Origin of the sequence: Paenibacillus sp. LC231, from assembly GCF_001860525.1 — a bacterium.
Taxonomy (GTDB): Bacteria; Bacillota; Bacilli; order Paenibacillales; family Paenibacillaceae; genus Paenibacillus_AQ.
This window is the reverse complement of sequence record NZ_JFOM01000058.1, coordinates 196,227-219,758: the sequence shown is the minus strand read 5'-3', so window position 1 is coordinate 219,758 and position 23,532 is coordinate 196,227. Positions and strand designations below refer to the sequence as shown.

Below are 23,532 nucleotides of genomic sequence, written 5' to 3'. Positions count from 1 at the left end.
GATTATGAAACTTTGGTTAGAACAGATGAAGGATAAATTTGTTTCAACTGCGCTGATGGGTGGGATTATGAAGATATAGATGAGTGTATGCGATGCGGTGCTAATCTTTGTTTTTCTAAAGAAGGTGATGCAACTCTTTGTGATAATTGCTTAGAGGACATCCGAAATTATTAGTAAAGCAATGAATTAGTAAGTAACTCAAGGAAGGTGCTGACATCTCATAACAAAGTGTTCACGCATCGGCAGACAAGCCGCCTCGGTCCTGGGAGATAAGTCGAGGAAGTAGTAGCCGGGACACACCCGCACCGACTACCGCATCGCGGCCAAGTCGGTGGGACGTCGTAAACACAAGAACGTTATCCGAAATCCTTGTAAAATCATTAAGAGAAGGAGATTAAATGAAATATTTAATAGTATTAATAATTCTATTTTCTCTTATTACAGCTGGCTGTAACAATAATAATGAAATTGATTTTAACCAATTGGTAGATTCATTAGTTAAAGCGGAGAAGACCATGAATAGTAAAGAGCTAGTTACTACTACTGCAACGAGTTCGAGTTCAAGTGACGGTATAATCAATTTTAGAATTATGGTAGAAGATAGATTAACAAATGAACAAGCAAAAGAATTAGTCTTTGATTTCTACGATGAAATAGAAAGGGGAATTACAGATCTCAACCTGTTTAGAAAAAGCTATCAAATTAATTTTGATATAAAGTCAGAAAAAGATGGAGAAATAATATATAAAGGGCAAAGAAATGAAGGTGAAGAGCAGATTTGGTGGCAGTTCTAGAAGACAAGGACTTCGTATAACAAATATATTCACCCTTCGGCAGACAAGCTGCCTCGGTCCGGCACGAAGTTAGAAGTGGATTCCGTGAGGCATTTCAGTTGCAGGGAAGCGAACAAGCCGGACACATCCTCGCCGACTAACCGCATCGCGGCCGCCACTTCGTGGCTTTAGTCGGTGGGACGTCGTGAATACGGGAACGTTATACGACAGAACAACCAAAAGAAGGTGAATTCAATGAAGCAAGGCGCTGTATTTGATTCAGAAAAAAAGTATAGATACTTATTGACTAGAAAATGGGATCTCACGCTACCAAAGCTATTATACATAATGTTAAACCCCAGTACTGCAAATGAAGTATTAGAGGATCAGACTTCAAGACAATGTTTATATTTTGCAAACAAATTTAAATATGGGTCACTTGAGGTAGTCAATCTCTATAGTTTGATATCAACTAATCCAAAAAGATTAAAAGAATCATTAATAGACCCTGTAGGTCCTGAAACTGACAAGTACATTGTAGAAGCAGCATTAAGAGCCGATAGAGTGGTCATAGCATGGGGCGAAAAACACTTCTTTAACAAAAGAGACAAACAAGTAATGGAATTATTGAGAAGTGAAAGAATTGGTCTATTTTGCTTAAAAAAGGCTAAGTCTGGACAACCTAGACATCCTTCAAGACTTGGACACGACATAAATGAATTGATTAATTTTGAATGATTATTCAGCAGCAACTTCCGTCGTATAACATAATATTCACGCATCGGGCATATGCCCTCGGTCCGGCAGAGGAATATCGGGGAGGTAGTAGCAGCCGGACACATCCGACTACGTCGGACGTCGTGAATACGGGAAACGTTATATGTAATAAGCGCAAGCACAAAACATTCACCCTTAAGTAAATATGTGGAAGGAAGGAAAATCGTGAAATCTAATATTATCTCTCCAAGTCTAAGTTCAGGAGCTTTTAACTGTCCCAATTGTTCAGTATTCTCAAGGCAATCTTGGTATTTTATGAGTGGCGCTGAACAAAAAAGTGGATATGGATTACTATACCAAAATCAAGCATTTATGATATCTAGCTGCGAAAATTGTAATTTCCCTACTATTTGGCATGGCGAAAAAATTGTGTATCCAATAAATTCAATGTACGAACCTCCAAATCAAGATATGCCAGATGATATTAAAAGGGATTATGAAGAAGCACGTGAAATTGCTAATCTATCAACAAGAGGGGCGGCCGCCCTCCTTCGATTAGCAATCCAAAAGCTTTGCGCTCACTTGGGCCAGCCGGGAAAGAATATAAATAACGACATTAAAGAATTAGTTGCTAAAGGCTTGCCCCCTAAAGTACAAGAAGCCTTAGATGTTGTAAGAGTTATAGGAAATGATGCTGTTCATCCTGGAACAATTGATCTTAGGGATGATTTCAAAACAGTTACTACTTTGTTTAAACTTGTGAACTTCATAACACAAAAAATGATTACAGAACCGCGTGAAATTGACGAGATTTATGGCCGCTTACCAGGTGATAAGTTAGATGGATAAAGCAGAGAGATCGAAAGTAATTCGAAGAAGACCTTACTACATATAACAATGAATTCGCGCTCGGGCTGACACCCTCGGTCCGCAGAAGGGATCTCAAAGAAGTTTGTGCTGCGGACAACTCCCTACGGGAGTTCGTGAATGCAAGAACGTTAGGTGAAAGACGAAATCTATAAAGAAAGCAGGAGAATAAAGTGGATACAACAGACATTGTGAAATCAACAGGAATTTCTTTAACTAAAGGTGCTATTGGAGCGATTCCTTATGTAGGAACTTTGCTTAATGAGATTTTTTTTGAGAACCGTGGACGACTTAAACAAGAGCGGGTTAATCGCTTTATTGAGGAACTGAAAATTTATATTTCAAAAGAAATGAATCAAAATCAATTTGATTTTGATTACATCAAAAGTGAGCAATTTAGTGATTTGTTTGAATCGATAATATTTAGGATTTCTCAAAATAGATCGGAAGAAAAATTACATAGGTTGAAGAAAGTATTAGTGAATCAAATGACTAGTCCATATGAAACTGACTATACAGAAACCTTCTTAGATATAGCATCAAAAATTAATGAAAAGCAAATTGAAATATTGAATACCCATAGAAAAGCTGAGTATGGCCAAATTAAAAACGAGGATAAATTGTTAGATAGAGGGATTCTTGATGCCAATCACACTGTAGAAGTTTCAAATTTTAGAGACAACGAATACTACAAGCTAGAAAAAGCACAGTATATGTTTTATGTCCAAGACTTGGTATCTAAGAGTCTACTTCTTGATGACAGTATAAATAGATTAAGCACTAGACCCTATACTATTCTTAAAATAACGGCATTCGGTATTGAATTTTTAAGATTTATTGAGAATAGAAGTTTTGAGAGTGACTCAGAGTCCATCACCTAACATAATATTCACGCATCGGGCATACGCCCTCGGTCCGACAGAAGAATTTCGAGGAAGCAGAAGCAGCCGTACACATCCGACATGCCTCGGACGTCGTGAATATAGGAACGTTAGTTGAATCTTTGTAAGGAGGGGAAGATTATTAATGACATATAGCTATTTTGACACCTTTGATGAAAAACTTAAAAACATAATCGAAATTGGATCAAAACATTATGATGAAGCCTGTATACTAATATTTGTTTATCTTGATTTCTTAAGTAATTTCGTGGAAAAGCCACACTCTTCAAACAATGCAAGATTCAATGGATCAAACATTAGATACTTTTTGCTACACTGTTCACATTTTCAAGACACATTAAAATATATTCAAGTTGACAAATTCATTAATGATTTCTCAAAAGGTAGAATAAGTAAGGATGAATACCAAAAATATTATGACAAGATAGAGAGAAAACTCGAAAGAGTTAAGAATGGAGTAGAGCTTCCGATATCATCGTTTATCAGTTTGGAAAATGTTGATTCAGAACACAAAGAATATTTTCAGAAGATTACATTGTTTAACTTGATTTATAGTTTAAGAAACTCGGCAGTGCATGGTTATAATAACCTAATAGAAGCAGGAAGTGAACTTTCAGAGCCTTTTCTCTCGTATACCTGGAATATAGAAGAAGGAAACGAAGGATGGTTTACTACATATATACCTTTTGATTTCATGTATAGGATGGTTGATAATTGTTATTCAAAAGTTAGAGAGGAATACGGGAGTTTAGTTGAAAGATTTTTCGAGGAATACACAGACATCACCTAACATAGTATTCTAGCTGCGGCTCCTTTGGAGACTTGGTCTGCGGGAAGGGTTTCGAAGAGGCATTTCAGCAGACACATCCGACTTCGTCGGACGTCGAGAATACAGAACGTTAGCAGAAATCAGGGGAATGCTTAATTAAATTATAAAGATTAGATAAACTATTTAAGGACGGGGATTCCAATGAGTAGCTTGTTACTAACCTCTTGTGGTTTTTATACTGAAGAAATTAAAAATCAATTTCTGGATTTTATTGATAGAGATATTTCTCAATTAAAGGTCTCTATTATTACAACTGCATCCCCTATGAAACAAAATAATAGATATGCACAAAAGGCAATGCAAGATTTCAAGGACATGGGGTTTCAGCATATTAATTTTGTAGATATAGAATTTGATGACCCGCAAATTCTTATATATAGAGATGTTATATATATCAATGGTGGAAATCCATTTACATTATTGTATTACGCCAAGAAAAGTAGTGCTGATGAAATTATTAAAACACTGGCCGCACAGAATGTAATTATAGTTGGAGTAAGTGCTGGAGCGTTATTACTGGGACCGAATATTAACATTGTCGATTTCTTTACTCCACAGATGAATACAATGGATTTAACGGATTTTAAGGCGTTAGGTGTAACCGACAAGCTTATTTTTCCTCACTATGATAGAGAGGACGTATTTAAAGATAGTACTAATAAAACAATTGAAGAGAGAATAGTGGATTTTGAATCCAATGAGAACTGTAAAGTGACAAGGCTTAAAGATGAAGAATATATCTCAATCTTAATGAACCAAGCACATTGAAAGTCGTAAATTCATTGAAAGTAGCTCGAAGAAGCCCCTGAAATCTGCTAACACCGTATTCACGTTGCGTGGCTACGCCCCTTGGTCTGCCAGAGGGATTTCGAGGAAGTGGTATCCGGCAGACAACTCCTGCGAGGCTAAGTCTTCGACCCAGTCGCTAACGCTCCTTTAAGCCTCTCGGGTTCGTGAATACAACAACGTTAGCAGAAATCCCCGAGAGTAAAAGAACATATGAAAAGCAGCACTTACATTAATTGAATTATCTAGGATTATGAGAAATGATATTCTATAATTTTGGAGGGAATTAAAATGATCTTTGAAATGACTATTCAAGTTCGGGTATCTAATATCGAACAAGGACAAAAGTGGTATGAAACACTCTTAAATAGAAAACCTGACTTTATACCACATGAGGGATTTGCAGAGTGGGAACTAATTCCTGGGTGCTGGTTACAGGTAGCTGAAGGAACACCTACTGAAGGTAATGGACCATTACGTTTGGGAACAACAAATATTGAGGTTCAAAGAGATATACTCGTTAAATTATTAAAAATAGATGATTTTGAAATATACTCAAGACCAGAAGTTCCAGTCAAATGGGGAACCTTTTCAGATCCTTGGGGAAATCGTCTTGGATTTTTTGAGTACTTGAATAAGAGTGAAGAACAAGAACGTATAAAGACGATCATTGGATCTAAAGAAATAGAATGAAAGAATGGGTCAAACCAGAATTTTAATAGAAGAGCTGATTCGTGAGCATACCGAGGAAGTCGGGGACATTTGCTAACATAATATTCACGCTGCGGGCATACGACCTTGGTCCGGCATTCGCCGGACACCCAGCATACGCTGGGTCGTGGATACAGGAACGTTAGCTGAAATTGCTTGATTACAAAGAGAGGTAAGACCATGGTAAAAGATTCAAATTCAAGACCAAGACTTTTAAACTGGCATTTCGATGATGAGATTGGAACTGATAATCCAAAAGAATGGAATTGGATAGAGATCACTATGCATTTCACAGATGGTTCAAAAAGATGGAGTATTTTATATACACCAGAACGATTACTAAATAACTTATCCAGACCCAATATAGATCCACCTGGTCTTCATATGCAACAGCTTATTGTAGTTAGAAGCTATGAATTTAGTGATATAGACAGAGTATTAAAAGCTTTCGACGAAGAGAATAGACTGATAGAAGCATCAAAAAATTATCCCGAGTGATTCGAAGGAGCCAGCAACATCATCTAACATAATATTCATGCATCGGGCTTACGCCCTCGGTCCGGCTGAGGGGGTTCAGAGAGGCAGAATTCGACCGGACACATCCGACTCCGTCGGACGTCGTGAATACGTTTAACGTTATGAGAAATTCGGTGTGAATTGCTAAGAATAAAACGTATCGATTAGTCATCGTTATGACTTCTCAGGTAATTATGGCATAGTGAATACTAAACTAAAGGAATGAAAATGATGAAGTTTTTAAGAAAAGAAAAGTTGCAAGCAGATAAATATTTAGAATTAATTGATAATTTAAAACTGAAAGAATCCAACAACATATGTAGTAATATAGTAAAGCTAAATAAATTAAAAGGACATTTTACTGCTTATAACGTAGCCGATTTGCAGATAATTCGAACTGAAGTTAACTCTCTGGTAGAAGATTATAAACAAAATTCTTTATTCACTAGTATGCTCACGATTATGTTAGCAGTTTTCACATTTGCTTTTACTATTGTAAAAGAACTATTAGGTTTATATAAGCTCACTGGATTGTTCTCACCAATATTAATTTTACTTATGGGATATATATTGATACGGATGCTATTGATGTTCAAAAGTTATTCGAGAAGCTCAAAAAGTTTGAATCAATTATTGAGTATTATTGATTTAATAATAGAGGAACGTCGGAATATGGATTTACTACATCAAGAAGCTTATAAGGATTTTCTCAACGAAGAAAGTTAAGAATAGTAATAAAACAATAAGCATAGTCGAAGAAGACCGAACATCTCATAACAAAGTATTCAAGCATCGAGGCTATCGCCCCTTGGTTGTCAGATGTATAATCAAGGAAGGGGACTCAGACAACAAACGACCCAGCCTAAGATAAGAGTTATCTAAGGCTGGGTCGTTTCGTGAATATAAGAACGTATGTGAAATACCGGAAATCACTTATTTAAGAGGGTGAAGCTATGCAGCAAGTGGATCTAACCAAAACCCTTGAAGAGCTAGAAGACGAAAGGTGTGATGAACCGAATTTTTCTTCTCGATTAGTTTTCCGAGCAAATGAATTAAGAAAAAAACCTCTCTGTGAATTGAATAAAGAAGATTTAAGGCTTTTGATCGGGCAACAAATGAGTCTAGATCTTCTTTTACCTCTAGCTTTAGAGAAATTAGTGGAGAACCCATTGAGAACAGGAGATTTGTACATGGGGGATTTATTTTGTTCGGTACTCAAGGTAGGGCAGGGATATTGGGAAGAACATAGAGAATTTGCTTACGCTAATCATCACTCTAGCAATAACAGTAATTGGACACCCACAAGAATTGAACCCTTCTGTTCTCGTACAGAAGTTAAGATGCAATTCGTCCTATTAAAGAGATGTATAATGTTACCAGAGATGACTTGGTCGTTAGTGGGAGTCATAATAGCGCAAGATATGTAGTAGCGTTATTCAAATATAAAGATGAAATACTTAAAGATGGTACATTATCAGCTTTATCAGCAAGAAAATGTTTACTTTCGTAATTACACAATAAATGACGTAAGCGAAATTAGTTCTAAATTAATTGGATACCACAAGGTCATGTGGTGGTCTTAAATAATGATAGATTATTCAATGGAGACCGGTAACAACACCTAACGCCGCATTCACGCTGCGGGTCACTGTCGCGCCCCTTGGTCCGCCGGAGGAATTCGAGGAGTGGGTTCATGCGGACAACCCTGCACCGACTAACCGCGTCGCGGCCGTTCTCTTCGGTCACTTAAGTCGGTGAGAATTCGTGAATGCCTGAACGTTAGTCGAAATTATTCTTAAGGAGTATGACATATGTATATCAAAGAAGTAGTAAATGATATGGAGGTACGTCATTCAAAATCATTAGAAGCTCACAAATTAATGGTTTTAGAGCTAGATAAGTATTTATTAGGTGGAGAAGTGCCCAATAACTTGTTATCACATACATCACTTTACTTTCTGGCGAAGTTCCACAAATCAATGCTTTCATTTCGTCTATTAGTAGTTTCGGGATTCAATGAGGATGCAAGCATTATTCTCAGAACAATGGTCGAAATCGCAATTGTTATTGCATACATATCCAAGGAACCGGAAAAAAGATTAGACAGATTTATTGAATATAGACACATAGCAGAACATAGGTTACTTGAAACGATTGAGAAATACTACACCAATTCTAAAATAGATGAACAACGTCGTAATAAAATTAAAGAGAATTATGAAGCGAACAAAAGCAACTATAAGAATAAAGCTCAGTGGTCTGAAGTTTCTATTGCAGATATGGCAAAAGACGTAAGTATGGATTTTTGGTATGAAGCAGTTTACAAACTTGATTCAAGTTATGTTCACTCTAATATAGCTGCATCTAAAGGTTTTATGTTTGACGACAATGATGAATTATCGGTAGCTGTAGGACCCTTAAGCTTTTCAGCAACCGATATCTTGTCTAAATCATGTGAACTCTCAAGGATGGTTTTATACATTTCTTTGAAAAACATGGGTTTGAGTACAGATAGATTACTAGAACAGTGGAATGAGTGTCAAAGATTAATTCAAGAAGAAATTGAAAGTATGCGCGAAGAAGCAGAATAACTTCGACTAACATAATATTCACGCTGCGGACATTCGTCCTTGGCCCGGCATTCGCCGGACACCCGACATGCGTCGGGTCGTGAATACAGGAACGTTATACGTAATTACTCAAAGCGAAAATCAGCACTTTTGCTTTATCAGGTAAACTTAAAGAACATGAAGTCATACCCTAAGAGAAAAGGAGCGTTTAATATGATTAGTATCTATGATTGGTTCGGATATGAACTGCCTATTGAAGAACGATATCGCTTGATCAAGAAAGCAGGTTTTGATGGTGTGATGCTGTGGTGGAGTGAAGGCTTTGGTCGTGGAGAATATCGAAGCGGAGCACGACTTGCACAAGAAACGGGGCTAACGATTGAAAACATTCATGCCCCTATCGAATATCAAAATGATCTTTGGTTAGCTAATTTGGCGGGTGAAGCTTTGGTCAATTGCTACTTGGAATGTATTGAAGACTGTTCGAATCTAGAAATACCAACAATAGTCATACATCTTCCGGATGAAAAACATATACATAACCCTTTTGCTATGGATAGATTTAAACACATTGTGGACAGAGCGGAACAGCGAGGAGTTAGCCTTGCTTTAGAGAACTTATGGAATTTAACAAACTTGACACACGTATTGAACGAAGTGGATTCGCCGCAAGTCGGTTTTTGTTACGATGTAAGTCACCACTATCGATATTATCCAGAATATGATTTTTTGTCCGTGTACGGTGAACGATTAAAAGCTACGCACCTGCATGATAATAACGGAAGCTACGCTCAACATGGATTGCCTTTTGATGGCACGCTTGACTGGGCTGTAATTATGCGAAAAATAGTAGAGGTTGATTATTCAGGACCCACCTCTATTGAAGCGATGAACTGGGATTATCTTAACCTGTCTGTTGAAGAATTTTTAGTAAGAGCATTTAAACAAGCAAAAAAGTTAGAACTAATAAAGTTGGAATTCAGCAGCCTTTCAAAGCAGAGCAGTAACTACGTATAACATAGTATCTACGCCGCGGCCCATTCGGCCCTTGGTCTGCAAGAGGCATTTCGAAGAAGTGACTCAGCAGACAACCCTGCGAGGCTAAGTCCGTGGGACCCGGTCGCTGACGCTCCCTTAAGCCTCTCGGGTTCGCAGATACAAGAACGTTATAAGAAATCAGCGAAGGAATTTTTAAGAAACCGAATACAAATACTTTTATTCAATATTGAATTGAAGAGATCAATATAAGGAGTGAATTGGTTTGATTCTATGGTTTCGACACTTACCGCAAGTGAACAAAGACTTATCAGATTGGAGCCCTTTTATAAAACATTATTGGTTCCGTAAGCACTATATGAAGTTTGTTTATATACTTCAAGCACTTCTTTTGTTGCTAATGCCTTATTTCTTGGTGGGGGTGTTCGGTCATATCAATTCCTTCATACTGATCTTAATCGGATTGGTTGTATTTATTATCCATGAATGCCTTCACATTGTAGTAATAAATAAAAAGGGCGATAATTAGCCTAACGTTCAGTGGTATATTTTTTTGGCTCAACACAAACGCAGTCCTATCCAAATTGAGATTTTGGGTCTTTATGAGTTTGCCATACATAGTTCTATCGGTTGTGCCTGCTATAATATCTTATTACTTAACTGGAAACGGAAAAAGCATTATCTTATTTGTATGCTGGATAAATCTTGTAATATCAGTTTCCGATATTATTAATTCTATTCTGATTGCTTTGAAACCTAGGAAGTGAAATAGAAATAAGGTGGATTTAAAGAACTTTAATAGTAATTCGAAGAAGTGGCTGACATCCGATAACATAATATTCACGCTGCAGGCATTCGCCCTGGCTCCGGCATTCGCCGGACACCTAGCATGCGCTGGGTCGTGAATACAGGAACGTTATGTGAAAGTTCTGTAAACAATTTGGAGGTTATCTTAAGATGCATAATGATATCTTAAACAAATTAAGAACTAAACTGAATGAAATTAAGGAACTTAACAGTTTTGTATTTGCCTATAATGAGTATTTAAACAAAATCAGGGATATAGTTAGTGAATTGGATGAATCATCAAGTGGATCATGGATTGGGTTTCATGCAAATCTCTATTATGAGGGCTTTAAAAAGCCACCAACATGGCAACATAATTTTGATTCTGAATGGGGCGCTATCAATGGGATACCTCCATATTGGAAGGAAAAAAGCTATAAAGATATTGAGAAGTATGTTTTATATCGAGAGCCTAATTTGGATTTATCCAAAGTTGAATCAGATGTGAGTGCATTAGTCAAGGAAGCCAAAACAATAAACAATGAAATAACAGCGGACATGGTAATCATACAGGATAATAAGAATCTTGAGAGTGAATGGAATATAGTAACACAATTAGCTGAACATGAATGGGGTGCATCCCAGCAAGAAATCATATCTTATAGAGCTCCCAAACAAATAATGAGTAGGGATAGCTTTGCTATGATGCAAGGGATTAAAACACCACCCCATATTGCATATGATGCTATGTTAGTTTCTTTAATATCAAAGATTACTAGTGTGGAGGAGTTTACATCAAAGGCATTGAAGCTACTGAGACAAGTCGAATTAAAGAGCTATAACTTGCTAACAGATAATTCTAATTTAGCTGATGCAATTTCCAACGTAACCACTCTTTTTCGAAGATTTCATTATATCTCTCGTCAATTAAGAAGTAGACATGCTGATAGAGAAACCATCAAAATTAAGGATGAGTATGATGTACAAGATTTATTACAAGCTTTATTAAGAATTTATTTTGATGATATTCGTCGTGAAGAGTGGAATCCAAGCTATGCTGGAGGCTCTACTAGATCTGATTTCCTACTTAAGAAAGAACAAATTGTTTTGGAAATAAAGAAAACAAGAAGTAGTATGTCAGATAAGGAGCTAGGGGAACAACTTATTATCGATGTGGCGAAGTACAGACAGCATCCAGATTGCAAGATGTTAATTTGTTTTGTTTACGATCCAGAAGGGATAATTGGTAACCCCAAAGGAATAGAAGATGATTTAAATTTACTAAGTACAGAACAGATGAAGGTATTAACTATAATAGAGCCTAAATAAAATATATTATGTTGGCAATTCGATGAAGACAGAACCCTCACATAACAACGTATTCACGCGGCGGTCCTGACGGCCCTTGGTCTGCAAGAGGCATTTCTAAGAAGCGGAATTAGCAGCCAACCCTGTGAGTCTAAGTGGCGGAGCCACCCGGCCCTAGCGGGCCTTATGCCTCTCGGGTTCGTGAATACAACAACGTTAAATGAAATAGTTGCAAATAATTTAAGAAAGGATAAGCATACATGATAAAAATTATTTCAAGATACATAACAAAGAAAGTTATAAAAAACGAACGCAATAAAAACTCAGATCTGGCATATGATAAGGAATTATTAAACCATTACAGAAGTTTTAGTGAGGAAAAACTTAGAATAACAAAAGTGAATTACCAAGCTGCAATTGAACTATATAAAAATAATCAATACATAGGAATTATATTTTCATTTATTTTTTCAGTGGCTACTATTTTAATGAAGTCGGCAGTAGACAGTGATAAATTCACGTGGCTTCCTTTTTTCCTCTTGTACTGTGTTCCTTTGTTTGGAGCTCTTTTATTCTTTATTAATGTATCTTTTAAATTACTTATTAAAAATATGCTACTAGGATTAGTTGAGATCGCATTAGAAGAGAAAATCACAAAAAAATTAAACAACCTTAAACTTAGAAAATAAGGCTAAGAAGGCAATCTCATCATCTAACATAGTATTCACGCTTTGGTCCATTCGTCCCTCGGTTCGCCAGAGGCATTTCGAAGAAGTAGATTCAGGCGGACAACCCTGTGAACCTAACCGCATCGCTTTCGGCTCCTCCGCAGCCTTAAGGTTCTCGGGTTCGTGAATACAAGAACGTTACCTGAAAGGGATGCAATAATGTTAAAACCAAGTGAAAGAATAAAAGATTTAAACCCCAAAAATATATGAAAAAATATCCTTGCATGCCCACAGTTTTTACAAACTATGGCCTACTGATAATGAGAGCATTAAATTGCTTGACGCTAGTTCATTAGCTAGTATAGCTAGAAATATTTTCGAAGCCACAAAAGTATACAACTACTTATGCGAAAGAGGAATTACCGAGGAGGAATTCGAGTTACGTTTACATACTATGTTTATGCATGACAGTATGGGTAGAGAGAAAATATTGCGTAAATTTGGATTTACATATCACGATGACAATATACAAGTAAATTCAATCACTAGTACATATGCACAAGAAATTCTAGAATAAAACTCTTTGTTTAACAATTTAGATGAAAAACTCAAGAACAAAATTCTAAAAGGCGAGAAAGCTTATTTACTTGATAGAGTATCAAAATCTCGAACTTTGTTCACTAAAGAATTTGAATCAGGTATTTATAATTTATTATCTAATAGTGTCCATTCATATCCCTTAGGATTGAATAACTATTCTGGTGGAGTATCAGAGGGATTTCATTTGGAAATGTATCATTTGATAGTAATTGCATTAGAGGTAAGCGTTATCAATTTGGCATCAGTTTTAGATACTTATTTGGGACTTAGAAAATACAAGAGCTTATTAGATAAAGAATTCTTGTTATTTATTAAATCACTGATATCAACTGAAAATTTCATGCTTTGGTTGGAGGGTAGAAAACTAAAAGGCTTGAATGGTGTTTTTTCTGTAAATTTAGAATCTTCTTAGCAATTTCAATGAAGACATCCCCATCTGATAACAATGCATTCACGCTTCGGCCGGCTGATGACGACCTTGGTCCGCTTGAGGAATTTCGAGGAAGAGGAATCAGGCGGACACATCCCACCGGCTAAGTGGCAGAGCCACCTGGCCTAACGGTCTTAAGCAGCTGTGACGTCGTAAATGCACGAACGTTATCTAAAAGGGTCGCCAATTGTATTAAAACCATATTTAGAATCAAAAATCCAAAGTCATAATAAGAACGCTTGTACGCAGATGTATATAAAGGTAAAATATAACTACAATTGAATCTTGGGTGGTCATGGTTTCCCTTCGAAAGGAGGTGAAGCCATGGAAGTGAAAGATGCACTAACGATTATGTTCCTATTTGGATCATTCATTCTTGCACTTTTAACATACATTAATAATAACAACAAGAGAAAGTAAAAACCCACCCTAAGGTTGACCGCCGAAGGTGGGTTTCCGATCATAAATGACTAAGAAGGGATTACCCATCCAAGCAAATTGTATGGACCAAGTGTTAGCGCACTTGATCTTTATTAAATATATAATACCATACTTGAAAAGATGTATCAAAGAACTAATTGAGTTAGGAAACATTGTTGAACAGGCATATAGACTGATATTGAAATTAATTCGAAGATGGCATCCCCATCAGATAACATCGTATCTACGCTTCGAACCGTTGGGCCCTTGGTTCGAGAGATGTGGTAGGCAGAGAAGCTGAATCAGCTCACAACCCTGTGAGGCTAAGTCCGTTGGACCCGGCGCGGTGCGCCTTAAGCCTCTCGGATTCGTAGATACATAACGTTATAGGAAATGAGCAGTAAGACAATAAAGGAGAATATATGAATAACATATTTGAAATGCATACAGAAAATTTAATGAAAAATTTAAATTCAATTGAGAAGTATATGACACGTTTTAAAGGCAGTATCATGAGTGATTTTGATGAATTATTCGATTCTGCATTTGAAGTCATTAATAAAACTTTGCCTTTTAAAGATATAGCAAATCAAGCGATAGATAGAACTGCAACTTACATGAATATAAGTAGAGAGGAACTACTTGAAAAAGAATTCGAAATTGATATTGAAATGAATAGCTTTGGTTCTTCAATGTTGGAAGTAACTGAGATATTAGAGGAAAACGGACAACTGATGAAAACAAAAGGTGAAGAAAATTATGAGGAGGTCAGAATTCATATTTATTCATTATTTATATATGTTATAGCTATATTTGAAGACTACTTGAAAAAAGTTTTACAACAAAATAGTAACTTGAATGAACTATTAAATGTAACTAAGCAACTGTTTGAATACAATAACATTAATTATAAGGATTGGAACAGAAAAATTAGACGTTTCCAAGGTATAAGAAATAAATTAGTTCATAAAATTGGCGAGATCAATTCTAATGATTACTTATATATAACAGTAAAGAAAGATATCAAACCGTTATTATCAACAATCAATGAATTTATTGATCTTTATCGTCTATTAATTGATAAACAAAGTAAAAATCTTTCTGGATAGTTCAGAGAAGCGCACTCACATCCTATAACATAATATTTACGCTGTGGACTTCGTCCTCGGTCTGGCATCCGCCAGACACCCAGCATGCGCTGGGTCGTGAATTCAGGAACGTTAGATGAAATCACAGCAAATATAAAAAAATCGGAGAGAATAGACCATGAAGATATTTGATAATAAGTTGGATTTTACTATTATTAATAGTCCATTATTCAAAGAAGATAGTGTACGAGAAGAAATAGTATCTCCAGTTCTCAAAGCTCTGGGTTATTCAGCATTTGGAAATAATATGATAGTTCGAAGTAAAGCTTTGGAGCACCCCTATATTTATTTCGGGACAAAAAAAGAGCACGTTAAGATAATTCCAGACTATTTACTCCAAGTAGATGGTGTTAACAAATTAGTAATTGACGCGAAAGCTCCAAGTGAAAATATCCATAGAGGTAAGAATATAGAACAGGCTTATAGTTATGCAATTCATCGAGAAATACAGACATCCCTATATGCGTTGTGTAACGGGATAAGTTTTGTGGTTTATGATGTAAATAAAAATAGTCCAATTCTTGATATATTAGTTTCTGAGATTGAAGAGAAGTGGGACGATGTTTTTAAATTGCTGAGTCCTTTAGCTCTAACAAAACCATATATTTTTGACTATAAACCAGATTTAGGCTTAAGGATAGTAAAATCAGGGATAACAATAGAACATGATCTGCATTTTCTGGGCGCATGGATTAATTCCTTGGCTAAATTGAATGATGAATACTACACCCTTACAACTAGTATTGATTTTGAAACTGATTGTATTGCATCATTCGATTTTCATAAAGATTTAATCAATGATTTTATGAATCAAATACCTTTAGATAATCGTGATCAAGTAATCAGAAAAATCAAAAATTATCCATTTGAAGTTCATTTCACTAGTAAAGAAGAATCTTTTGAAATAAATTTTTCAGCAAATCTTGGTACGATAGTATATGAGAATGAAGATGAAGCATATCTACCCTTAATTGTTAGTGAATTTATCAAAGAATTTGCATGTTAACTCAGGAGGGTGTGACATCATCTAACATCGCATTCAACGCTGTGTGCCGCAAGCAGCCCTTGGTCTGGAAGAGGCATTTCGAGGAAGCGAAATCACCGGACACATCCCACCGCCTAACTGCCGTAAAGCGGCAGCCGGCCCTGGCGGGCCTTAAGGCGCTGGGATGTCGTGAATGCGGGAACGTTATCTAAAATGCAATGAAAGAGGGATCTTAATTGGAGCTTAAACCACATGAATTATATGAAGAATTAGTTGAGAGTAGAAAGAATCTAGATGAATATTTTGAATTATTCATCAAGGCTACAAAGTCTACTCTTGAGGACACATTAATAACCACTGACTTCTTCATTGTAGCAGTTTCTCAAAGAAGTATTGATATTATTGAGGCATATAAACAAGTTATTGATAGTTGGAATATTACAAGTGCTGGTCCTCTTATTAGAATGCAATTAGATAATTTGTTAAGGCTTGTATACATTTCGAAAATAAGTAATAGTGATGAAATTACGTTGGAGTTGTTTAACGGAAAGTCTTTTTACGATTTTATTGATAGTGAAGGAAAGAGGTTGACCGACGTACGTTTAAGACAGCATGCCAGGGATCATTATCCTTGGATTGATGAGATTTATAAAAAAGCGTCTAAGTTTATACACTTTTCAGAATTTCATATGCGGATACCAATAGATGAATCGGATAAAGATAGAACGATTGCTTTTTCAATTAGAAAGCCAGCTCCAGACAAAGTTAGTAGAGAAGACATAAAATCTTATTTTGAAATAATGAATCTAATTACTAACGAGATTTTGAGATATATTTACTCATGGGCAAAACATAAAAAAGATAAATATGAATAATTCATACAAAAGAACAATTTCCATGAATATGGTTGAGAGTTTATCAAAGAGGATTGCACTTCAGCTAACATTATATCCACACATCGGAGCCTGGCGGATCCTCGGTCTGCGAGAAGCGATTGTCAGGGAAGTGGATTCAGCGGACACAATTCGCACCGACTAACCTCATCGCGGGCCGCTCCCGTTGGTCGCTTAAGTCGGTAGGACGTCGTGGATACGGGAACGTTATGTGAAATTACTGAAGAGAGGGAGAGTACTTGATATTAGATTATTTAAATAAATACGCCCAGAAGGCATATCGAGAGGTTACTTCAATAATAACTTCTCCAACTTTTTTGTTTTCTAATGACCCACTCTAACTAGAAATGAAGCAAATTATAATTACCTGTACATCCATGGATTCAATAGACTTATAAAGAATAACAGAATATCATCAGATAAATTGATTCAAGTGTTTTCTTTTCTTGAGAAAGAAATAGAGGTATCCCTTACGAAGCCACTACAAAGGTAAGAATTTTATATATTACTTGAATGCGGATGCTCTAGTGCCGGCATTCACAATAACAATTGTATCGCATTATGAAGGTAAGGAAGTCCAAGAAAGTGTATCTTTAGTTGAATTAATTGATTGGTACGAAGAAAATGCATGTTTTGATGGATTGGAAATAACTGAGAGACAGCTAAATGATGAAAGTAAAGAAGCAGATTCTAAAGAAGCTTTTCCGGATTCAGTAAAAACATATACAAAGATAATTAATACCTAGATAGCAATTCAAAGAGGTCAGTAACTTCACTTAACATAATACTCACACATCGGGCATTAGCCCTCGGTCCGGCAGAGGGATTTCTGGGAAGCAGAAGCAGCCGGACACATCCGACTACGTCGGACGTCGTGAATACAGTAACGTTAGACGAAATAATATTCATTTATTATGGAGTGAGTTGATCATGTCAATTTCAGATAAGACACGAAAGATGTTATGGGGTAGATCTGGGAATAGATGCTCGATTTGCAAAATTGAATTAGTTGTAGATGCTACTATTTTAGATGATCCATCAATTATTGGAGAAGAATGTCATATTATCTCAGGGAAAGTAAATGGTCCTAGATACAATTCTGAGTTTGATAAAGAGATCATTGATTCTTACGACAATCTAATTTTATTATGTAGAGTCCATCATAGAATGATTGATGATCAGCAAGATACATATACAGAATACATATTGAAACAAATGAAAGTAAATCATGAAAAATGGGTCACTAAAAGACTTGATGAAGAAATAATAGATATTAAACCAATGAGAATCAAAAGGGTTGAGGAGAATATCCCAGATGTACTTCTAAGACTTAATAGTGGTAAGGATATTATTTCAATAATCGATGGGGCACTTGGTTATCAATTTGATCATGATGAGTCTATGAATGAGAATCATATTGATATTATCTCAGGATTTTTTCAATATATTCAGGATTTAGGAGACTTACTTAGCGAGTTTGAATCGGGTGAAAGAATTAAACACGGTTTTGAATTAACCAAGCAAATTAATAAGTTGATGGATTATGATTATTTTGTTTTTGGAGCTCGAGAAGTTCGGATATTAGAAGGTGGAAGAGGCGACCCTGGTAATTTTCCTATTGCAATAATATACATTAGGCATAAAGATAATTTAGAAATACAAAAGATCAGCTTAGATGGGTCGGAGAAGTGAATATTACTTCGTCTAACACAGTATCTAAGCTGCGGGCTTTGCCCTTGGTGAAGAGGTGGGCGGAGAAGATGAATCAGCTCACAACCCTGCGAGACTAAGTCCGCTGGACCCGGCGCATATGCGCCTTAAGCCTATCGGGTTCGTAGATACCAAAACGTTAGGAGAAATACGACTAAAAACAAAAAGGAGCTAAAACCGTGAGCGAATTTACTTCAGGAAGCTTATCCTTATTGAAATATAAGGAAGAGATTCTTGAAATATGATCCTATATACATAAAGGATTTAAATGATAAATGGTTTGTTTTCATAACCAAAGATACAGGAGTAAGTGAAGAAATCCCGGAAAGTTTATTTCAAATTTCAGAAAAAATTCCAGTGTTATATTTTTATAATTCTGAAGATCATTGTTGGGGTTATCGTGTAGTTTACAACTTACAAGAGATAGCAAGTCTTCATATATCATATGAGTTAGTAGATACTATGATTATAGAACTTGCGGAAGAAAGATATCCAGAAGAAGATCATATTGAATTTTTATATGTCGACCCTAGAGGGGAGAAAATCAGAATTGAACTAATTGAAGAAGTTCAAAGATCTAATAAATACAATGAGAAAATCGTAAAACAGTTTACAAATTGCAATCTAGAAACATTTAGACTTTTTGAATTAGATAATGAACGAATTAAACAATTAGACAATATTTTGAATAAGAATTACTATACTCAACTGGAATCTAAATATCAATTGGTAGAAGAGTTTAAAAAAATATTAAACATTCAAGAGATGAGTTGGATACGAGCGGATAGAATTAATGAAGAATAAAAGGAGATAGTTGTTCTTCGAAGAGTCATACATCACCTAACATAATATCTAAGCTGCGTCGCGAACGCTCCTTGGTCTGCCCGAGGATTTTCGAAGAAGCAGAATCAAGCAGACAACCCTGCACAGCCTAACCGCGTCGCGGCCAGTCGCATACGCTCCTTTAAGGCAGTGAGGGTTCGTAGATACAAAAACGTTTTAGGAAATCATCTCAAATAAGGAATTATACTACCTAAAGGGAGATCAAACATGAATTCTAATGATTTTTCATGGAAAGAAGTCTATTCATACTGGAAGCACTTTATTGAAGAGTATAGTTATAGATCCGTTGACGACTCGATTTTTAAAGAAATTAAGATACAGCCACAGTCAAATCCTAATCTTAATATTGGAACTGAAATAATAGATTGGTGGCCAACCAATGAAGTCGAATATAGAACAAAAAAATTAAATAATCGAGGTATTCTAGGTGCAGACTGGGATACAGTGGTCGGTTTTAATCGAACTGCCGAAATGTTATGGAATAACAAAGAAAGTAATGAGCAGCAAGCCCTCATTTGGATTGCTGCTGGGTTGAATGAAATATTATCTAGGTGACCCATGTAGATTTATTTACTAAACCAAATTGAATATCATGAAAGAATTTAAAAAAAGAGATATGTGGTCGTGGCATGGATCAACCAAGAATTTTTTGCCTGTTACCGTTAATAAATTTATGGAATTATACTCAAAACCAATAGAGATATATAATTTAATAAATATCATAGTCATTGATAATGTTTTTTCAAGAAATGCTTGGACATTAGTGTGTGTTTCTCCAGAAGAAGATGACTCCGTATAACATTATATTCACGCATCGGGCTTAAGCCCTCGGTCCGGCAGGAGCTGGACACACCCAGCATGCGCTGGGCGTCGTGAATACGGTAACGTTATCTGAAATCGATGAGAAATTGTAAAGAGGGAATAAACCATGATGATTATCAAAGATATTAATGAACTTGAAGGAAGCTGTTACATAGAAGTGTTGCCTGGTAAATACTTAAATAAGTGCTGGAATGATAGTTCTATTTTTTTCACAGAAGAAGATTTTGCACTACTTGAAACATCAATAGAGAAGGAATTTGAAACTTATGATCATTATGCATTTAATGAGATTCCAAAAGAGACTTGGATAAAGATTTTGAGAAGATTAGATGAGCTTAATCTTCTATTAAAAGAACAACCTAGCATTGAATCACTAAGATCATATGTAGGATTTTTATATGAATGTACTGAAGACGACTTTATAAAGAAATACGAAGAAAATGTCGAAAGATTAAACGAAATGATATTGGACTTCAAAACATGGATTAATGAAAAATTAATAGACAATGAATATATTTCAATATTGGGGGATATAGAGTATTCAAGGAAGTCATCGATATCACATAACAAAGTATCTACGCTGCGGGCCGTTCGGCCCTTTGTCTGCAAGAGGCATTTCCTGGAGAGTGATTCAGCAGACAACGGTAGGCAGTGGCGTGAATTCAACTCACAACCCTGCGAGGCTAAGTCCGTCGGACTCGGTCACTTTGCTCCTATAAGCCTCTCGGGTTCGTAGATAAACAAACGTTATATGACAGTCTGTTGTAACTATCGCCATGCATCCTTGCATGGCTAGTGTATTCGTAGAAGCTAAAAAAATTACATTAAAATGAGGCGACATTAATGAATAAAAAATTATTATTTTATAGATTATGTGTTCTAACTGTATTGATACTTAGTGTTTGTTCTTGCATAGTTATGGTTGAAAAACTGAAAAGAGATGATAAGAAGATTAATATACTGGAAAGCAGGATAGCTGAATACAAAAATTCAGAAAAAGAGTTAAATTTAAAGAACATTACATTGCAAGAATCACTTAATAAAGCTGGTGAAACAAACAATAACTTAGAGAGACAGATTAAGAAAAGTAATCATTATGGCGATTATCAAGGTAATGATGACTTTTCGGACATCATTAATAATAACCCGATTGATAAAGTTTATCAGCAGGAATTTGAAAAACTTCAAGAAAGTGACGAGTCTACAACCTTAGAATGGGGGGCGCTTGAGGCGAAATATATAATAAAATGGCAAGATGAAGTTAATGCGGCACTTGAGCATTTATACAAATCGTTAAATGAAGAGGATAGGATAAATCTTGAGCAATCTCAAAAAAGTTGGCAATCATATATAGATGATGATATTAATTTCGTCAGCAATAAGTTTATATTTACTAGATATTTTGGTACTCAAGGTGATGTGCAGTTAGCAGCAGTTCAATTACATAGGACTAGAGAAAGGGCGATAGAACTTATGGAGTATATTTTTAGTATAGACAGAACTGCAGTGGATTTTGTATATGATAATTAAGAATCCTGCTTTATTTTAAGTGGTATTTAACATATATGGATTTACAAACGAAAGTAATAGACATTGGGTCGTTGCACGCCATCCGTGGCGTGTTCCTCGGTACGCAGACCGTCACATAACAACATGTTCCCGACATTGCCACAGCCTAAGTGCGAGCACTAAGGCTCTGACAACATCGTGAACACGAAACGTTATAAGAAATCAGCGCAATAATGAAAAAATCAAAAGAGATTTCTTCGTAGTTATTTAAGCAAACGAGCAAAATAATAGAATAAATCGGTTAGATTAAGTTAGCATTGGCATCTATATCAGCGGAATCAAAGAAGGTGTCTGTCGCTATCGATTTACTGAGCAAGCCTTCGAAAAATTATTAGGAGTGGTAGAAATGTTGAGCAAACAAACGAATAATGCGGATGTGAGTGGATACTGTTGCCTGAGATTTCCAGTCACGGAATTGAAAAAATCGGTAGATTTTTACTGCAATGTGTTGGGCTATGAATTGATTTCGGCAGATTATTCATTTGGAGAGGCACATGTCTCATTGAAAAATGGAAACGGTCCTGGTATTTTTTTAATGGAAGCTAAACCAGAAGATGTCACACAATTGAAGTTTGTATTTCCTCGTTCATTCTTTATCACAAGCAGCACGGGTCACGTGACTATGGTTGAGATGTCAACAAATAATTTGCTTGCTTTGCATGAACGGATTAAACAATCTGGAGCCCAAATTGACAAAGAACCAGTATTTACTAATAAGTTCGGCTACTTCACTTTTTTTGATCCGGATGGGCATTATATTCGGGTGGTGGAAGAAAGAATTTAGTGGGGTTTATTGTTTTTTTGTATTAAATCAGTCGATAACTGGGATTACTGAGTTGAATTGTGGAAACATTTCGAAAAAGGTGCTGACATCTTATAACAATGTGTACACGCATCTGCGGACAAGCCGCCTCGTTCCCTGGAAGATAAGTCGGAGAAGTAGTTGCCGGGACACATCCGCACCACCTAACCGCGTCGGGGCCGTCCCGTTGGGGGGTTAGGTGGTGCGGATTCGTGAATACGGAAACGTTAACTGAAATCTGAGCAATAGATATATTTTTGGAGGCGAATTCATGAAGCGTGTAGAAGACCATTTTGAAACCTTTCCTATACTTGAAACTGATCGAATATTGTTAAGACCAATTACATATGCAGACATCGATAATATGTATCAATATTGTGCCATGCCCCAAGTATCAAGGTATACAACATGGAACTATCATAGGAGTAAAGAGGACACAAAAGGATTTATTGATTTTGTTCTTAATCGGTATGAAACCGAGAAGGTAGGTCCATGGGGAATTGAATATAAAGAAACCATGCAATTAATTGGAAGTTGCAGTTTCGTGAGATGGGATAATCGATGCTTAAGAGCTGAACTTGGATATGTCTTGTCTAATGAATATTGGAATCAGGGTATCATGACGGAAGTAGTAAACCGAATTATTGAATACGCATTTAAAGATCTTGAATTAGTTAGAATAGAAGCGAAATGTCACCCGGAAAATGTAGGATCCGCAAGAGTCATGGAGAAGAGCGGAATGAAATTCGAAGGGATATTAAGAAAATATTTATGGTCAAAAGAAGAATTGCAAGATGTAAAGCTGTATTCAATCATAAGAGATGATTTTGAAGGCAGATTCGAGGATGGACTAGGCATCGGATAACAACGTATATACGCGG

General features: G+C 36.1%; 28 protein-coding genes and 1 pseudogene. All 29 read left to right on the top strand.

The features are described 5' to 3' along the window. Window positions 1-398 precede the first annotated feature (398 nt). The 29 genes and pseudogenes from AK95_RS32880 (at window position 399) to AK95_RS32755 (ending at window position 23,516) form a co-directional block, all read left to right on the top strand. Window positions 399-794, top strand: a complete 396-nt coding sequence (locus AK95_RS32880; protein WP_071224300.1) for a hypothetical protein — start codon at window positions 399-401, stop codon at window positions 792-794. Between the two features lie 234 nt (window positions 795-1,028). Further along, window positions 1,029-1,511 carry a DUF1643 domain-containing protein gene (locus AK95_RS32875; protein ID WP_071224299.1) on the top strand — a complete coding sequence of 161 codons (483 nt, stop codon included), beginning with the start codon at window positions 1,029-1,031 and terminating at the stop codon, window positions 1,509-1,511. A 204-nt stretch (window positions 1,512-1,715) separates the two neighbouring features. Beyond that, window positions 1,716-2,339: a DUF4145 domain-containing protein gene (locus tag AK95_RS32870; RefSeq protein WP_071224298.1), complete on the top strand. Its 624-nt coding sequence runs from the start codon at window positions 1,716-1,718 to the stop codon at window positions 2,337-2,339. 191 nt (window positions 2,340-2,530) lie between these two features. Then, window positions 2,531-3,238, top strand: a complete 708-nt coding sequence (locus AK95_RS32865) for a hypothetical protein (RefSeq protein ID WP_071224297.1) — start codon at window positions 2,531-2,533, stop codon at window positions 3,236-3,238. 145 nt (window positions 3,239-3,383) lie between these two features. After that, window positions 3,384-4,049: a hypothetical protein gene (locus AK95_RS32860; protein WP_071224296.1), complete on the top strand. Its 666-nt coding sequence runs from the start codon at window positions 3,384-3,386 to the stop codon at window positions 4,047-4,049. A 180-nt stretch (window positions 4,050-4,229) separates the two neighbouring features. Continuing rightward, on the top strand, window positions 4,230-4,856 hold the full coding sequence (locus tag AK95_RS32855) for a Type 1 glutamine amidotransferase-like domain-containing protein (protein WP_071224295.1): 627 nt from the start codon (window positions 4,230-4,232) through the stop codon (window positions 4,854-4,856). 309 nt (window positions 4,857-5,165) lie between these two features. After that, a complete protein-coding gene (locus tag AK95_RS32850) occupies window positions 5,166-5,567 on the top strand; it encodes a VOC family protein (RefSeq protein ID WP_071224294.1) in 402 nt (133 codons plus the stop codon). Window positions 5,568-5,765: 198 nt separating this feature from the next. Beyond that, entirely contained in the window at window positions 5,766-6,083 is a 318-nt protein-coding gene (locus AK95_RS32845; protein ID WP_071224293.1) for a hypothetical protein, read from the top strand. A gap of 246 nt (window positions 6,084-6,329) precedes the next feature. Next, window positions 6,330-6,827, top strand: coding sequence for a hypothetical protein (locus AK95_RS32840; protein ID WP_162487686.1), 498 nt, complete (start codon window positions 6,330-6,332; stop codon window positions 6,825-6,827). 227 nt (window positions 6,828-7,054) lie between these two features. Beyond that, window positions 7,055-7,528, top strand: coding sequence for a contact-dependent growth inhibition system immunity protein (locus AK95_RS32835; protein WP_071224291.1), 474 nt, complete (start codon window positions 7,055-7,057; stop codon window positions 7,526-7,528). Between the two features lie 384 nt (window positions 7,529-7,912). Continuing rightward, window positions 7,913-8,692: a DUF5677 domain-containing protein gene (locus AK95_RS32830; RefSeq protein ID WP_071224290.1), complete on the top strand. Its 780-nt coding sequence runs from the start codon at window positions 7,913-7,915 to the stop codon at window positions 8,690-8,692. Between the two features lie 192 nt (window positions 8,693-8,884). Beyond that, entirely contained in the window at window positions 8,885-9,688 is an 804-nt protein-coding gene (locus AK95_RS32825; protein WP_071224289.1) for a sugar phosphate isomerase/epimerase family protein, read from the top strand. A gap of 238 nt (window positions 9,689-9,926) precedes the next feature. Further along, window positions 9,927-10,434, top strand: a pseudogene (locus tag AK95_RS32820) (DUF3267 domain-containing protein). A 190-nt stretch (window positions 10,435-10,624) separates the two neighbouring features. Next, entirely contained in the window at window positions 10,625-11,782 is a 1,158-nt protein-coding gene (locus AK95_RS34400) for a PD-(D/E)XK nuclease domain-containing protein (protein WP_201259462.1), read from the top strand. A 239-nt stretch (window positions 11,783-12,021) separates the two neighbouring features. Beyond that, window positions 12,022-12,450, top strand: coding sequence for a hypothetical protein (locus tag AK95_RS32810; protein WP_071224288.1), 429 nt, complete (start codon window positions 12,022-12,024; stop codon window positions 12,448-12,450). A gap of 562 nt (window positions 12,451-13,012) precedes the next feature. Then, window positions 13,013-13,441: a hypothetical protein gene (locus tag AK95_RS34395; protein WP_162487685.1), complete on the top strand. Its 429-nt coding sequence runs from the start codon at window positions 13,013-13,015 to the stop codon at window positions 13,439-13,441. A 342-nt stretch (window positions 13,442-13,783) separates the two neighbouring features. Next, a complete protein-coding gene (comI, locus tag AK95_RS35070) occupies window positions 13,784-13,879 on the top strand; it encodes a competence inhibitor ComI (protein ID WP_227011709.1) in 96 nt (31 codons plus the stop codon). Window positions 13,880-14,301: 422 nt separating this feature from the next. Then, window positions 14,302-14,988, top strand: a complete 687-nt coding sequence (locus AK95_RS32800; RefSeq protein ID WP_071224286.1) for a hypothetical protein — start codon at window positions 14,302-14,304, stop codon at window positions 14,986-14,988. Between the two features lie 157 nt (window positions 14,989-15,145). Next, window positions 15,146-16,033, top strand: a complete 888-nt coding sequence (locus AK95_RS32795) for a type I restriction enzyme HsdR N-terminal domain-containing protein (RefSeq protein ID WP_071224285.1) — start codon at window positions 15,146-15,148, stop codon at window positions 16,031-16,033. 11 nt (window positions 16,034-16,044) lie between these two features. Continuing rightward, on the top strand, window positions 16,045-16,224 hold the full coding sequence (locus AK95_RS34390) for a hypothetical protein (RefSeq protein WP_162487684.1): 180 nt from the start codon (window positions 16,045-16,047) through the stop codon (window positions 16,222-16,224). Between the two features lie 24 nt (window positions 16,225-16,248). Continuing rightward, entirely contained in the window at window positions 16,249-16,887 is a 639-nt protein-coding gene (locus AK95_RS32790) for a hypothetical protein (RefSeq protein WP_071224284.1), read from the top strand. Window positions 16,888-17,432: 545 nt separating this feature from the next. Further along, the gene (locus AK95_RS34385) at window positions 17,433-17,651 is read left to right on the top strand and encodes a hypothetical protein (RefSeq protein ID WP_162487683.1); all 219 of its coding nucleotides are present in this window, start codon (window positions 17,433-17,435) and stop codon (window positions 17,649-17,651) included. 184 nt (window positions 17,652-17,835) lie between these two features. Further along, window positions 17,836-18,597 carry an HNH endonuclease gene (locus AK95_RS32785; RefSeq protein WP_071224283.1) on the top strand — a complete coding sequence of 254 codons (762 nt, stop codon included), beginning with the start codon at window positions 17,836-17,838 and terminating at the stop codon, window positions 18,595-18,597. A 252-nt stretch (window positions 18,598-18,849) separates the two neighbouring features. After that, window positions 18,850-19,419, top strand: coding sequence for a hypothetical protein (locus AK95_RS32780; RefSeq protein ID WP_235613278.1), 570 nt, complete (start codon window positions 18,850-18,852; stop codon window positions 19,417-19,419). A 246-nt stretch (window positions 19,420-19,665) separates the two neighbouring features. After that, window positions 19,666-20,013 carry a hypothetical protein gene (locus tag AK95_RS35065; RefSeq protein WP_235613277.1) on the top strand — a complete coding sequence of 116 codons (348 nt, stop codon included), beginning with the start codon at window positions 19,666-19,668 and terminating at the stop codon, window positions 20,011-20,013. 373 nt (window positions 20,014-20,386) lie between these two features. Beyond that, window positions 20,387-21,016 (top strand): hypothetical protein, encoded by a 630-nt coding sequence (locus AK95_RS32770; RefSeq protein ID WP_071224282.1) that lies wholly within the window; start codon window positions 20,387-20,389, stop codon window positions 21,014-21,016. Window positions 21,017-21,123: 107 nt separating this feature from the next. Then, window positions 21,124-21,810, top strand: coding sequence for a lysozyme inhibitor LprI family protein (locus tag AK95_RS32765; RefSeq protein WP_071224281.1), 687 nt, complete (start codon window positions 21,124-21,126; stop codon window positions 21,808-21,810). 385 nt (window positions 21,811-22,195) lie between these two features. Next, window positions 22,196-22,633, top strand: coding sequence for a VOC family protein (locus AK95_RS32760; RefSeq protein ID WP_071224280.1), 438 nt, complete (start codon window positions 22,196-22,198; stop codon window positions 22,631-22,633). Window positions 22,634-22,922: 289 nt separating this feature from the next. Continuing rightward, a complete protein-coding gene (locus AK95_RS32755; protein WP_071224279.1) occupies window positions 22,923-23,516 on the top strand; it encodes a GNAT family N-acetyltransferase in 594 nt (197 codons plus the stop codon). Window positions 23,517-23,532: the final 16 nt, after the last annotated feature.

What these genes read in the sequence shown, in the direction of transcription:
- AK95_RS32845 (WP_071224293.1), top strand. Translation starts at nt 5,766, where the DNA reads ATGGTAAAAGATTCAAATTCAAGACCAAGACTTTTAAACTGGCATTTC.
- AK95_RS32825 (WP_071224289.1), top strand. Translation starts at nt 8,885, where the DNA reads ATGATTAGTATCTATGATTGGTTCGGATATGAACTGCCTATTGAAGAA.
- AK95_RS32830 (WP_071224290.1), top strand. Translation starts at nt 7,913, where the DNA reads ATGTATATCAAAGAAGTAGTAAATGATATGGAGGTACGTCATTCAAAA.
- AK95_RS32810 (WP_071224288.1), top strand. Translation starts at nt 12,022, where the DNA reads ATGATAAAAATTATTTCAAGATACATAACAAAGAAAGTTATAAAAAAC.
- AK95_RS35065 (WP_235613277.1), top strand. Translation starts at nt 19,666, where the DNA reads ATGAATTCTAATGATTTTTCATGGAAAGAAGTCTATTCATACTGGAAG.
- AK95_RS34400 (WP_201259462.1), top strand. Translation starts at nt 10,625, where the DNA reads ATGCATAATGATATCTTAAACAAATTAAGAACTAAACTGAATGAAATT.
- AK95_RS32860 (WP_071224296.1), top strand. Translation starts at nt 3,384, where the DNA reads ATGACATATAGCTATTTTGACACCTTTGATGAAAAACTTAAAAACATA.
- comI (WP_227011709.1), top strand. Translation starts at nt 13,784, where the DNA reads ATGGAAGTGAAAGATGCACTAACGATTATGTTCCTATTTGGATCATTC.
- AK95_RS32875 (WP_071224299.1), top strand. Translation starts at nt 1,029, where the DNA reads ATGAAGCAAGGCGCTGTATTTGATTCAGAAAAAAAGTATAGATACTTA.
- AK95_RS32795 (WP_071224285.1), top strand. Translation starts at nt 15,146, where the DNA reads ATGAAGATATTTGATAATAAGTTGGATTTTACTATTATTAATAGTCCA.
- AK95_RS32765 (WP_071224281.1), top strand. Translation starts at nt 21,124, where the DNA reads ATGAATAAAAAATTATTATTTTATAGATTATGTGTTCTAACTGTATTG.
- AK95_RS32855 (WP_071224295.1), top strand. Translation starts at nt 4,230, where the DNA reads ATGAGTAGCTTGTTACTAACCTCTTGTGGTTTTTATACTGAAGAAATT.
- AK95_RS32840 (WP_162487686.1), top strand. Translation starts at nt 6,330, where the DNA reads ATGATGAAGTTTTTAAGAAAAGAAAAGTTGCAAGCAGATAAATATTTA.
- AK95_RS32800 (WP_071224286.1), top strand. Translation starts at nt 14,302, where the DNA reads ATGAATAACATATTTGAAATGCATACAGAAAATTTAATGAAAAATTTA.
- AK95_RS32760 (WP_071224280.1), top strand. Translation starts at nt 22,196, where the DNA reads ATGTTGAGCAAACAAACGAATAATGCGGATGTGAGTGGATACTGTTGC.
- AK95_RS32850 (WP_071224294.1), top strand. Translation starts at nt 5,166, where the DNA reads ATGATCTTTGAAATGACTATTCAAGTTCGGGTATCTAATATCGAACAA.
- AK95_RS32785 (WP_071224283.1), top strand. Translation starts at nt 17,836, where the DNA reads ATGTCAATTTCAGATAAGACACGAAAGATGTTATGGGGTAGATCTGGG.
- AK95_RS32880 (WP_071224300.1), top strand. Translation starts at nt 399, where the DNA reads ATGAAATATTTAATAGTATTAATAATTCTATTTTCTCTTATTACAGCT.
- AK95_RS32755 (WP_071224279.1), top strand. Translation starts at nt 22,923, where the DNA reads ATGAAGCGTGTAGAAGACCATTTTGAAACCTTTCCTATACTTGAAACT.
- AK95_RS32770 (WP_071224282.1), top strand. Translation starts at nt 20,387, where the DNA reads ATGATGATTATCAAAGATATTAATGAACTTGAAGGAAGCTGTTACATA.
- AK95_RS32835 (WP_071224291.1), top strand. Translation starts at nt 7,055, where the DNA reads ATGCAGCAAGTGGATCTAACCAAAACCCTTGAAGAGCTAGAAGACGAA.